Below are 13653 nucleotides of genomic sequence, written 5' to 3' on the forward strand. Positions count from 1 at the left end.
GGCAGCCGCATGTATCGCACCGGCGATGTGATGTGCTGGGGTGCTGACGGGCAGTTGCGGTACCTGGGGCGCTCCGACGAGCAGGTCAAGATCCGCGGCTACCGCATCGAACTCGGCGAGATCCAGGCCGCACTTGCCGCAGTCGACGGTGTGACGCAGGCCGAGGTGATCGCTCGCGAGGACCGCCCCGGCGACAAGCGACTGGTCGGATATGTCACCGGCACAGCGGATCCCGTGGCAGTGCGCTCCGCAGTGGCCGCCCGCCTGCCCGACTACATGGTGCCGGCCGCGATTGTGGTGGTCGAGGAGATGCCGTTGACCGTGAACGGCAAATTGGACAAGCGGGCACTGCCTGCGCCGGCATATCAGGACGTGATATCCCATCGGGCACCAGGCGATGTGGTGGAGGAGATCCTGGCGGGAATCTTTGCGCAGGTATTGGGCTTGGAGCGGGTCGGGGTGGACGAGTCGTTCTTCGAACTCGGTGGTGACAGCATTCTGTCGATGCAGGTGGTTGCGCGGGCACGTGCAGCCGGGCTGCGGTGTCGACCGCGAGATCTGTTCGTGGAGCAGACCGTTGAGGGATTGGCCCGATTGGCGCGCGTCGCCGGAGCGGGAGACGGAGATACCGACGACGGCATCGGTCCGCTGATCGCCACCCCCATCATCAGCTGGCTGCAGGGCGTGCAGGGCCCGGTCGACCAGTTCAACCAGACGGTCGTGATCCAGGCGCCGATCGGTGTCACCGAAGCCGATGTCGTGACGTTGGTGCAGGCAGTGCTGGACCTGCATCCGATGCTGCGGTTGCGCGCCGATGGCTGGAGGTTGCAGATCCCGGAGGCGGGCGTGGTCGATGCCCGGTTGTGCGTGCAAACCGTCCCGGAGTTGTCCACGGACGCGGTGATCGCGGCCAGGTCGCGACTGGATCCGGCTGCCGGGAGGATGCTGAGTGCGTTGTGGGTGCCGCCGCTGGGACAGCTGGTGGTCATCGCGCATCACCTGGTGGTCGACGGTGTGTCGTGGCGGATCCTGTTGGAGGACATAAATCTTGCCTGGGCACAGCTGCGTGGTGGGCAATCAGTCACGCTGCCCCGCGCAGGGACGTCGTTTGCGCGGTGGGCTGCCGTGCTGGCCGAACACGCCCACCACCCGGTGGTGGTGGAGCAGGCGAGCCGCTGGCGCCAGATCGAGGCCCTACCCGCCGCATTCCCCGCAATCCAGCCCGATGTCGACACCTACGCCGCCGCAGGCAGCCTCTCGGCGGAACTGGACGTCGAGAGCACCCGGTTGCTGCTCGGCGAGGTGCCCGCGGCGTTCCACGCCGGCATCAACGACATCCTGTTGATCGCGTTCGCAATGGCACTGACGGAACTCCTCGGCAGAGCCACGCCCGTCGTCATCGATGCCGAGGGCCACGGACGCCAAGAGGAGCTCGTGGATGACGACGGCCTCGACCTGTCGCGCACGGTTGGGTGGTTCACCACCAAATACCCGGTGGCACTTGATATCGGCGAACTGAGCTGGGCGCAGGTGTTGGCAGGTGACGCCAGACTGGGCGCAGTCATCAAAGAGGCCAAAGAACAGCTGCGTGCGCAGCCGGACGGACTCACCTACGGCTTGTTGCGCTACCTCAATGCCGATGCCGGAGTGTCCGGACCCGACCCGACGATCGGGTTCAACTACCTGGGGCGCCTGGGTGCTGCCCGGGCCGAGGTCTCCGGCGACATCTGGGAGATCCGCCAGGACGGGTGGGCCGTCACCGGCGCTGCGGCTGCCATCTCCATGCCACTGATGCACAGTGTGGAACTGAACGCGGGCACCGTCGACACCGACGCCGGACCCAGGCTACGGGCCGGCTGGACCTGGGCGCCGACCGTACTGGACCAGGAGCAGGTCGGCCGACTCAGCGAGCTCTGGTTCGACGCGCTGGCCGGGATCTGTGCACACGTCCGCGGTGGCGGCGGCGGGCTGACCCCCTCGGACATCCTGCCCGCCAAGCTCACTCAACGTCAGATCGACGAACTGTGCAAAGTCGACGAGGTGGCCGACATCCTGCCGCTGACACCTCTGCAGCAGGGCTTGCTGTTCCACGCCGAGGTGGCCCGCGCCTCTGGAGACGATGTGTACGCAGTGCAGATCGAGGTCGCGCTGACAGGTCACGTCGAGCAGCACCGCATGCGTGAGGCGATCCAGCTCGCGGTGCAACGGCATCCCAATCTGGCAGCCTGGTTCTGCACGAAGTTCGACGAACCGGTGCAGGTGATCCCGGCGCATCCCGAGGTGCCGTGGCAGTACATCGACCTCACCGGCCACGAATTCGACCTCGACGAGCAGATCGCCAAACTGTGTGCTGCCGAACGTAATGCGGTATGTGATGTGGTGGACGGAATGCTGGCGCGGGCGGCGCTGCTGCGCGTCGCGCCTGACCGACACCGGTTCGTCCTGACCAATCATCACATTCTGCTGGACGGCTGGTCGCTGCCGGTGCTGATGGCCGAGGTGCTCGCCGGTTACCACCAGCAGCGGCTACCCGCCGCGGTGCCTTACCGCCGGTTCCTGGACTGGTTGGCCCACCGCGACGTCGAGGCCGCCCGCACCGCGTGGGCGCAGGCCCTCAGCGGATTCGGTGCGCCCACCCTGGTGGGCTCACCGGACCATCTCGGAGTGGGTCCGCGCCAGGTCACCTCGGTGCTGGTGTCCGAGCAGACCACCCGCGCCCTGGGTGAACTCGCCCGCGCCAACCACACCACCGTCAGCACGGTGCTGCAGGGAGCGTTTGCGCTCCTGCTGAGGTCGTCGACCGGTCACGATGACGTCGCCTTCGGCATCGTGGTGTCCGGCAGGCCCGACGACGTGCCCGGAGCGGACGCCATCGTGGGGCTGCTGATCAACACGGTGCCTGCGCGGGCCACCTTCACACCGACCACCACCACCGTGGAGCTGCTGGCTCAACTGCATCACCGACGCAATCTCACTCTCGACCACGAACACCTGGGACTCAGTGAGATTCACCGTGTGGCCGGCCAGTCGCGGCTGTTCGACACTGCCTTTGTCTACGAGAACTATCCCGCCGACGCGGCCCACAGCAGCGATGGGCTGAACATCACCGACATCACAGCGCGCGACACTTACCACTACCCGCTGACCATCCAGGCTGTGCCGGGCCGGCAGCTCCATTTTCGCGTGCAGTACCGCACCGACGTGTTCGACGCCGCCGAGATGGAGACACTGCTCGATGAGCTGATCCGGGTACTGGAGACCATGATTGCCGACCCCGCAGCGCCGTTGTCCTCGGCGATACCGCCAGCGACGGTGCGGACGCCCCCCGCCGTCGCGGTGAAGGCGGCGCCGCGGTGGTACCGCGGTCCGTCGAACCCACGTGAGCAACACCTCGTCGACATCTTCACGCGGTTGCTCAACGTGCAGCGTGTCGGTGTTGATGACACCTTCTTCGATCTGGGCGGTGACTCACTGTCGGCGCTGAGGGCGGTGGCCATGATCAACGCGGTGCTGGACACCGACCTGACCGTGGCAGCCTTGATCGAGACTCCGACGGTGCGGGGATTGAGTGAGCGGTTGGCCGGTACGGGCGCCGGTGATCCGTGACCGACCTATTGGTGCGGAAGATACGGTTCGGGTTCTCCGAACCCGACGTTCCTTTTGTGTGGAACGAGGACAATCCGGCCTTCTCCAGTGCTGCGAATGCGTTGTCCTTCCTGGCAATCGGATTCGAGAAGATGATCGTCGCCGCCATCGGCGAGGCACTGAACCTGATCTCCGATCCTGAGATCGCCGAGGAGGCCAGGGCTTTCGTACGTCAGGAAGCCCAGCACAGTCTGGCGCACCGACAGCACGTCAAGGCGCTGATCAAAGGTCACCCGGCGCTGCAGGACACCTTCGACCAGGTGGTCGCCTCCTATGACCGCCTCACCGCCACCAAGCCCTTGAAGTACCGGTTGGCCTACACCGCCGACGTGGAGGCGACGTTCACGCCGTCGTTCAAGTTGATGCTCGACAATGCGGACACCCTGTTCGCCGGTGGTGACGACCGCGTGGCCTCGTTGTTCTTGTGGCATTTTGTCGAAGAGATCGAGCACCGTAGCTCCGCCTTGCTCATCTACGACGCTGTGGTCGCCGACCGGTGGTACCGCATGCGTGTCGCACCGTCGGTGTTCACCCATGCGGGTTCGGTGATGATGAAGGCAGCTGAGGGTTTCAACCGGCACGTTCCACTGGCTCAGCGGAAAGTCGACGCCACCTCGATGTCCGGGGGACCAGGGTGGAAAAGGGCCGTGGTGGCGAGGTTTCCGCGTCTGGCACGATTTCGGGCGTTCGACATCCCTGACTTCGGGCCACTGGAGAAGATCTATCCCCACGTGCGCTTGCGCGAGAAGCTGACGGCCACGTATGGGGTGCTGCGCAGCCAGATCCCCGGTCACAACCCGGCGTGTCAGGAATTGCCCGCACTGGCCGCTGAGTGGTTCGCCCGCTACGACGCCGGTCATGACGTGACTCGGTGGTACACCAACACGCGTCAGGGAGAACCGTGAAATCCGTTGTCAAGGTCGCGGTTGCGGGGCTGGTGCAGTTTCTCGCCATCGCTGTGCTGCTCTTCGTCCCGGCCTGGACGTTCGGCTACTGGCAGGCGTGGATGCTGCTGGCGGTGTTCGCGGTCGCGGCGTGGCTGCCCAGCATCTATGTGCAACTGACCAATCCTGCTGCGCTGCAACGGCGGATGCGCGGCGGCCCGGCGGCCGAAGGACGAAACGTGCAGAAGGTCGCGATGGCCGTGCTGTACGGATCCCTGGCGGCGATGTGTGTGGTCGCTGCGCTGGACCATCGGTTCGGGTGGTCCAAGGTGCCTGTGGCGCTCTGTGTGGCCGGGGCGGTGGTGGTGGCGGTGGGGTTGGCGGTGGTGGTGCTGGTGGCGGTGCAGAACAGCTACGCGTCCACCACAGTGCGGGTGGAGCAGGGGCAACAGGTGGTGTCCACCGGGCTGTACGCGGTGGTACGCCACCCGATGTACACCGGCAACGTGCTGATGTTGGCAGGGACTCCGCTGGCCCTCGGTTCCTTCGCCGCGCTGGCGTTCGTGGTACCCGGCGTGCTGGTGCTGGCCTCGCGTATCCGCGACGAGGAGACGTTGCTGCGTGACGAACTGGCCGGTTACCGGCAGTACACCCAGAAGGTGCGCTACCGGCTGGTGCCGTGCATGTGGTGATCAGGCAACGTCTACCGGCGCCAGCCTCTCACACAGCAGTTCTGCCAACCCGCGGACAGTGCCCACGGCAAGATCGCTGGAGGCCAGTCGAATTCCCGTTTCGGCTTCGATGCGGGTGCGCAGTTCGAGGGCGCCCAGCGAGTCCACTCCGTACTCGGAGAGCGGGCGGTCGGGATCGACACTGCGACGCAGGATCAGGCTGATCTGCTCTGAGATCAGGCGTCGGACCCTGGTGGGCCATTCCTCCGCCGGTAACTCGGCGAGCTCGGCACGCAGTCTGTTGGTGCCCACGGCGCCCTGAACTCCGGAGCGGAAGGCCTCGGCGAACGGGCTGCGTGCAGCGAACGCGGTCAGCCAGGTGCTGCCGATCATCGGCGAGTACCCCGTGTGGGCACGACCCCGGCGCAGCAGCGCGTCGAAAGCGTACGCACCGTCGTCGGGGCTGATGGCGGCGCCGGCGTTCGCGGCGAACTCGGTGGCCCGTCCGATCTGGGCCCAGGCTCCCCAGGCAATGGACGTGGCGGGCAGACCCTGGGCCCTGCGCCACCGGGTGAACGCATCGAGCCAGCTGTTGGCAGCGGCGTAGGCACCCTGCCCGGGTGAACCCACCAGCGCCGCTGCCGAAGAGAACGAGCAGAACCAGTCCAACGGTTGACCCGCGGTCTCGGTGTGCAGATTCCACGCGCCGTGGACCTTGGGGGCCCAGTCGCGTTGCAGGAGATCGTCGGTGATGTTGCTCAGCATGGCGTCCTCGACCACCGCGGCCGCGTGCAGAACACCCCGTACCGGGAGCCCGGTGGCGGTTGCGACGGCCACCATGTCCCGCACGGTGCCGGGGTCGGTGATATCGCCGCAGTGCACCTGGATGTCGCCGCCCATCTCGCGGATCATCTCGATGGTCTCCAGCGCCTTGACCGTCGGCTGCGAGCGGGACGTGAGCACGATGCGGCCGCAACCGGCAGCGGCCAACTTCTCGGCGAAGAACAGGCCAAGCCCGCCTAGTCCGCCGGTGATCAGGTAGGCCCCGTCGGCACGGAATACCGGTGCGTCATGCGGATCCACCACCACTGACGTGTGTCCGGTGCGCCGGACCTCGAGTAGCAGTTTGCCGGTGTGCTGCGCGGCACCCATGGTCCGAATGGCGTCGGCGGCGTCGGCCAGTGGGAGCGTGGTGTACTCGACGGCGGGCAGCGTACCCTCGGCGGTGAGCCGAAACACGGTGCCCAGCAACTCCGCAACCCGCTGTGGGTGGCTGAGCGACATCAGGGCCAGATCCAGGTAGTAGAACGTGAGGTTGCGCCGGAAGGGGAACAACCCGAGTCGGGTGTTGCCGTAGACGTCGCGTTTGCCGATTTCGACGAATCGTCCGCCGACGGCCAGCAACTCGAATCCGGCGCGCTGCGCCGCCCCCGTGAGCGAGTTGAGCACGACGTCCACACCGTAGCCGTCGGTGTCCCGGCGGATCTGATCGGCGAAGTCGATGCTGCGGGAGTCGTAGACATGCTCGATCCCCATGTCACGCAACAGCTGTCGCCGATCCTCACTGCCGGCAGTGGCGAAGATCTGTGCTCCGGCGGCGCGGGCGATCGCGATGGCTGCCTGCCCGACGCCTCCGGTGGCCGAGTGGATCAGTACGCGATCGTCGGAAGTGATCGCGGCCTGGGTGTGCAGGCCGTACCAGGCGGTGGCGGTGGCGGTGGCGACCGCGGCGGCCTGATGATCGCTCAGCCCGGCCGGAAGGGGCACTGCCAGGCGGGCGTCACAGAGTACGAACGTGCCCCAGCATCCGTTGGGGGAGAATCCGCCCACCCGGTCGCCGACACGATGGTCGTCGACTCCCGGGCCGACAGCGGTGACCACTCCGGCATAATCCATCCCCAACTCGGGAAGGTCCCCGTCGATACGGGGAAACAGGCCCATGGCCACCAACACGTCAGCGAAGTTGATGCTCGAAACGGTGACCGCGATCTCGACCTGTCCCGGTCCCGGCTTGCGGCGTTGGTGGGAAACGGGTTCCAGGGTCTGCAGATCGCCGGGGGTGCGGATCTGCAGACGCATCCCGTCTTGTTGATGGTTGGCGACCGAGACGTGGCGTTCCTCGGGGCGCAGAGGGGAATGCTGCAGTCGCGCGGTGTACCAGGCGCCGTCACGCCAGGCGGTCTCGTCTTCGGCTGTGCCGCTGAGCAATTGTCTGGCTACCAGTGCGGGGTCGGTGGCTTCGTCGAGATCGGTCTGGGCGATCCGCAAATGGGGATTCTCGGCTCCGATCACCCGGATCAGCCCGCGCAGTCCACCCTGGGAGAGCTCGACGGCGTCGTCGGGCAGAACAGCCTGTGCGCCACGGGTGATCACCACCAGCGGTGGTAGTTGCCCGGGCAGCTCGGTCAGCGCCCGGGCCATCCGCAGCAGGTGGGCAACGTTGTCTCGGCCCGATACGGGAAAGGTCCCCGCTGCGTCCCCGGGTTTGGGCGCCATGACCACCGCCACCCCGGTGAAGCCACCGCCGCTCAGGTGCTCGCGCAGGAGTTCGGCTGTGACGGCATGCTCGCTGTGGTGGGGCCAGTTCAGTACCGCGCCGGCTGCGCCGTGCTCTCGCAGAGCATCAGCCACCGTGGCGGCGAGGGGATCGGGGGTGTCGGCCGCGGACACCAGCAGCCAGTTCTGGGTACCGCTTTCAGCGACGTCAAGCGTTTGGCGCGGCTGCCATTCCACAGTCAGAAGCCGCTCGGCCAGCAGACGGTCCTGGTGTTCGTCCCCGGCGACTCCGGTGCCGCACCATAATCCCTGTACCCGCAGCAACACGGCGCCGCTGTGATCGAGCAGATCGAGATCGGCCTCCACTCCGCAGGTGTCGACAGCCGTGACCCGGGTGTAGCAGTAGTGCGCGTTGCGGGCGGAGCCGTAGGACCGCAGTCGGCGGACCGCCAGTGGCAACCCGAGTACGCCCTCGCCGAGGGCACGCACGTGCGGGCTGGCTCCGACGGACTGGAAGCAGGCGTCCAGAAGGGCCGGGTGAACTCCGTATGCGGCCAGCTGCGAACGTAGATGGCCGGGCAGCGCGATCTCGGCCAGCACCGAACCCACGTCGTCACCGATGTGGACGACACCGAGGCCGGTGAAGGCCGGGCCGTAGTGCACGCCACGCAGATCCATGCCGGCACGTACGGCGGCGCCCTCGAGTTGGTCGGGGTGGGCCGCCAAGAGCGCTGAGATGTCGTACGCGGGTGGGGGATCGTCGGTGGCGGAGCGCAGTAGCGCACCGGCATGTCGGCCCTGCTGGGTCTGGACAGAGAACTCGGCCACGCCCGGCGCCTGTTCGGAAGTCGACGCGTCGGCCTCGGTCTGGTCGTCCAGCAGCAGTGCCTGGTCGAAGTGCAGATCAGTCACCTCGGCGTCGCCTTCGACGGCCAACTGTGCCGCACCCAGTGCCATCTCGCAGTACGCCGCCGCGGGCAGTACGGCGACATCGCGGACCCGGTGTTCAGCGAGCCAGGGTGACGCGTTGGTGCCGACTTCGGCTTGCCATACGTGGCGTTGCGGCTCCTCTCGCAGGCGCACGTGTGGGCCCAGGAGTGGGTGCACGGCCATGGTGCGACCGCCCTGGGTGGGGGAGTCCTGGTCGCCGGAGGTCAACCACAGTCGGCGGTGCGACCACGGTGGCAGCGGCGAATCCACCAATTGGCCAATGGGATACGGAATGGCGAAATCAATCGCAGCTCCTGCGCTGTGCAGGTCGGCGATGACCCCGAGCAAGCCGTGCGGCATAGCCTGCTGCCGGCGCATGGCCGCCAACATCGCGAGCGGTACATCGATACTGTCGGCGGTCTGCTCGACGGCGTGGGTGAGCAGCGGGTGGGGTGCGATTTCGGTGAACACCCGGAACCCGTCCTCCAGCGCGGCGCGGACGGCCGCTGCGAACCTGACCGTGTTACGCAGATTGCGAACCCAGTACTTGTTGTCGCACAAGGGTTGTTCGCGCGGATCGAACCCGGTGGCCGAGTAGTAGGGGATCTCGGGTGTCCTCGGGACGACGCCGGCGAGTACGTCGGTGAGCTCGGCGAGGATCGGGTCGACCTGGGGTGAGTGGGAGGCGACATCGACGGCCACCTGGCGGGCCAGCACATCGCGAAGCTCCCATGCCTCCACCAGTTGGCGCACCGTGTCGGCGGCACCGCCGATCACGGTGGACTGCGGGGAGGCGACCACCGCCACCACCACGTCCTTGATGCCGTTGATGGTGAGCTCTGAAAGCACTTGCTTGGCAGGTAGTTCCACCGCCGCCATGGCACCTGAGCCGGAAATCCGCGCCATCAGCCGCGAGCGCCGGCAGATCACCCGCACGCCGTCCTCGAGCGACAGTGCACCGGACACCACGGCGGCGGCTGTCTCACCCATCGAGTGTCCGATCACCGCGCCGGGGCGCGCACCGTGGGACCTCAATGTCGCCGCGATCGCGACCTGCATGGCAAACAAGGTGGGCTGAACCCGGTCGATTCCGGTCACCACCTCTGGGGCAGACATGGCCTCGGTCACCGAGAACGCGGACTCGCTCCAGATCAGGGGTTCCAGTCGGGCGACGGTGGCGGCGAAGACGGGCTCGGCTGACAGGAGGTCAGCGCCCATGCTCTCCCATTGTGAACCCTGCCCGGAGAACACCCAGACGGGCCCTTGATCATCGAGGCCGACGGCGGCCGGGTGCACTGTGTCGGCGTCGGCGATCTCGCGCAACGCCATTTCCAACTCGATGCGGTCGGTCGCGGCGACCGCAGTGCGCACCGGGCGGTGAGCCCGTCTGCGGGCCAAGGTGTAACCCAGATCGGCCAGCGGCGCGTCGTCGTGTGTGCCCACCCAGTCGGCCAACCGGCCTGCGGTGCGGCGCAGGCCGTCGGCCGAATTGGCCGACAACACGAACAACAGCGGTTCTGCCGCTGCCGCTGTGACCGAGGTGGTGGTGTCGGGCGCCTGCTCGACGATGACGTGGACATTGGTTCCCGACACACCGTAGGAGGACACCGCGGCCCTGCGGGGCTGCGCGGAGTCGCCGGGCCAGGTGGTGTTCGTCTGTGGCACAAACAGATTGGTCTCGATCTTGGCCAGGGCATCCGGTAGACGGGTGAAGTGAAGGTTCTGTGGGACCGTGCCGTGCTGCACCGCGAGGACGGCCTTGACCAACCCGAGAGCCCCGGACGCGGACTGGGCGTGGCCGAGGTTGGTCTTCACCGATGCCAGTGCGCACGGGCTTTCGGTGCCGTACACCTGGCTCAGGCTGGTGTACTCGATGGGATCACCCACCGGAGTGCCGGGCCCGTGCGCTTCGACCATGCCGACGCTGCGCGCGTCCACGCCGGCAGCCCCCAAAGCGGACCGGTATACCGCGGCCTGGGCCGTCGCCGACGGGGTCGAGATGTTCACCGTGTGGCCGTCCTGGTTGGCGGAACTGCCGCGCACCACGGCCAGGATCCGGTCGCCGTCGGCCAAGGCGTCGGACAGGCGTTTGAGCAGCACCACAGCGCAGCCCTCGCCGCTGACATAGCCGTCGGCGGCGACGTCGAAGGCGCGACAGCGCCCTGTCGGGGACAGGTGCCCGGCCGCGGTTCCCGCCACGTACTTGCGCGGGTCCAGCATCACGTAGGCGCCGCCGGCGATCGCCAGGTCACTCTCGCTGTCGGTGAGGCTGCGACAGGCCATGTGGACCGCCAAGAGCCCGGACGAACAGGCGGTGTCGACGGCCACCGCGGGACCATGCAGCCCAAGGAGGTGGGCGATGCGACCCGGTGCCATGGCAAAGGTGTTGCCCTGGAAGCCGTATGGACCCTCCATCGCCGTAGACGACGTGTTCACCATCTGGTAGTCGTAATGCGTCAGCCCGGTGAACACGCCGGTGCGCGAGTCGGCCAGCGCCGCGGGGGTCAGGCCGGCGTGTTCCATGGCCTCCCACGAAGTCTCCAGCAGCAGACGGTGCTGCGGATCCATGGCCGCCGCCTCGTTGTCGTTGAGGCCGAAGAAGTCGGGGTCGAATCCACCGATGTCGTCGAGAAAGGCGCCCCACCGCGATCTCGTGCGACCCGGAACACCCGGCTCGGGATCGTAGAACTCGTCGGAATCCCAGCGGTCAGGCGTGACTTCGGTGACCAGATCGTCACCGCGTAGCAACGCCTCCCAGAAACGTTCCGGCGAGTCGATACCGCCCGGCAACCGGCAGGCCATGCCGATCACGGCGACAGCATTCGATCGCGTCTCAGGTGAACGATCGCCGATCGCACCGATTGAAGCCATCCCCGACTCCTCACAACAGCGACGTCGTTGCCCGCTGTTCGACTCACGCGCTGGCATCCCCGACCCAGTGCAAGGCACTCATTGACGCAGACGCAAGTGGCTCCGGTCAAGTATCGCCGGCGAGGCACAGATAGTGGCTGGACTTTCACCAACGTTCTGTTTTCGCAGTTGCAGACTCCATTGCTGCTGTAACTTGCTTCGCGTGACACAGGCGGTAGAGACATCCCTCCCGGCCCTGCTGCGTGAACGCGCCAGCCTGCAGCCGGATGACACAGCGCTGACATTCGTGGACTACGACGTGGACTGGGCCGGCGTTCCGGTGAGTCTGACGTGGCCGCAGCTCTACCTGCGTGCCCGCAATGTCGCGCGCGAACTCCGCCTCAGCGCCGTGCCCGGGGATCGGGTGATGATCGTCGCGCCGCAAGGTCTCGAGTACATCGTGGGTTTCCTCGGCGCACTGCAAGCCGGAATGATCCCGGTGCCGCTGGCCGTCCCGTTCGGCGGGGTGGCCGACGAGAGGGTCGAGTCGGTGCTGCGCGACGCTGCGCCCGCTGCCGTACTGACGACGTCCGCGGTCGTGGGCGCGGTGGCCCACAGTGTCACCGCGGCACCGGGACTGGCGATCATCGAGGTCGACCGGTTGGACCTCGATACCCCGATCCGAGGCCTTGCCGACGATTCCCAGTCGGACGATTTCCAGGCGGTGGCCTACCTGCAGTACACCTCGGGATCCACCAGATCACCAGCCGGAGTGATGATCTCGTATCGGAACGTCTTGACCAATCTGCAACAGATCACCACCGATTTCCTGGCCGACGGCGGTCTGATCAACCCGCCGACCATCCTGTCCTGGCTGCCCTTCTATCACGACCTGGGGCTGATCATCGGCATCTGTACTCCGGTGGTGGCGGGCTTTCCGACCGTGTTGACCAGCCCGGTGTCGTTTCTGCAGCGACCGGCGCGCTGGTTGCAGCTGATGGCCAGCCATCCGAATGTCTTCACCTCGGCGCCCAACTTCGCCTTCGACGTAGCGGCCAAGAAGACCTCGGACGAGGACATGGCGGGTCTGGACCTACGAGACGTGTTGCTGATCCAGAGCGGCGGCGAGCGGGTGCACCCCGCCACCATCACCCGTTTCACCGAGCGCTTCTCGCGGTTCAACCTCCGCGACAACGTGATTCAGCCCTCCTATGGTCTGGCAGAAGCCACGCTGTACCTGGCTGCACGGACGCCCAGCGAGCCGCCGAGAACCGTCTACTTCGACCCCGAGAGTCTGACCACCGGAGCGCCGACGCCGGCTGCGGGCGGTACGCCGCTGATCAGTTACGGCGCACAGCTGTCGCCGATCTCGCCGCTGCTGCGGATTGTCGACCCCGAGACCCGTCGTGAGTGCGCCCATGGCAGCACCGGTGAGATCTGGGCACACGGCGACAACGTCAGCACCGGCTACTGGCAGAAACCCGACGAGACCGCACGAACCTTCGGCGCCACCATCGTCGATCCGTCGGTGGGTACTCCAGAAGGGCCGTGGCTGCGCACCGGTGATCTCGGGTTCATCTGCGATGGTGAGCTTTTCATCGTCGGCCGTATCAAGGACCTGCTGATTGTGCGTGGCCGTAACCACGCTCCGGACGACATCGAGGCGACCGTGACGGAGCTGACCCGCGGTCGGGTTGCCGCCGTCGCTGTCGCGCAGGACGGCGAGGAGCAATTGGTGGTGATCATGGAGGTCAAAGAGCGCGGCGACACCCCCGAAGAGGTCGCCGAGCAGCTGGCGGTCCTCAAGCGCAATGTCACCTCGGCCATCTCCAACGCGCACGGACTGGTGGCAGCTGATCTGGTTCTGGTGGGCCCGGGTTCGATTCCGATCACCACCAGCGGCAAGGTCCGCAGGCAGTCCTGTGTGACCGAGTACCAGGCGGGCCGCTTCGCTCGCCTGGACGTTCGGAGTTGATCGGTGACATCATTCTGGGCCGCGGTCCGGTGTGTGGAAAGCAAGCCGGCATCCCACACCGGACAGGTCGAGCAGCGGTAGGCCGAGGCCGCAGAGACTGCTGAGGTAGCCCAGGCGGCGCATTCCTCGTCGGCCGGCGGCAAAACTCCTGCGTTCGGGCGCTGTGCGGATGGGATCGACGGCGCTGGAGACGGCGCAAATC

General features: G+C 66.8%; 5 protein-coding genes. 4 read left to right on the forward strand and 1 reads right to left on the reverse strand.

The features are described 5' to 3' along the window. The first annotated feature begins 9 nt into the window (after positions 1-9). From BVC93_RS34835 to BVC93_RS25580, 3 genes are read left to right on the forward strand one after another with little or no spacing between them, the layout of a single operon-like run. Positions 10-3606, forward strand: a complete 3597-nt coding sequence (locus BVC93_RS34835) for a condensation domain-containing protein (RefSeq protein WP_442928975.1) — start codon at positions 10-12, stop codon at positions 3604-3606. Then, entirely contained in the window at positions 3603-4550 is a 948-nt protein-coding gene (locus BVC93_RS25575) for a metal-dependent hydrolase (RefSeq protein WP_083739884.1), read from the forward strand. The genes BVC93_RS34835 and BVC93_RS25575 overlap by 4 nt, the downstream gene beginning before the upstream one ends. Further along, entirely contained in the window at positions 4547-5221 is a 675-nt protein-coding gene (locus BVC93_RS25580; protein WP_083739885.1) for a methyltransferase family protein, read from the forward strand. The genes BVC93_RS25575 and BVC93_RS25580 overlap by 4 nt, the downstream gene beginning before the upstream one ends. On the opposite strand, the gene pks2 is transcribed toward BVC93_RS25580, so the two are convergent. Next, positions 5222-11497 (reverse strand): sulfolipid-1 biosynthesis phthioceranic/hydroxyphthioceranic acid synthase, encoded by a 6276-nt coding sequence (pks2, locus tag BVC93_RS25585; protein ID WP_083739886.1) that lies wholly within the window; start codon positions 11495-11497, stop codon positions 5222-5224. 202 nt (positions 11498-11699) lie between these two features. On the opposite strand from pks2, the gene BVC93_RS25590 reads away from it, so the two are divergent. Continuing rightward, positions 11700-13451, forward strand: a complete 1752-nt coding sequence (locus BVC93_RS25590; RefSeq protein WP_083739887.1) for an AMP-binding protein — start codon at positions 11700-11702, stop codon at positions 13449-13451. The last annotated feature ends 202 nt before the right edge of the window (positions 13452-13653 follow it).

The organism is Mycobacterium sp. MS1601 (assembly GCF_001984215.1).
Classification (GTDB): Bacteria; Actinomycetota; Actinomycetes; order Mycobacteriales; family Mycobacteriaceae; genus Mycobacterium.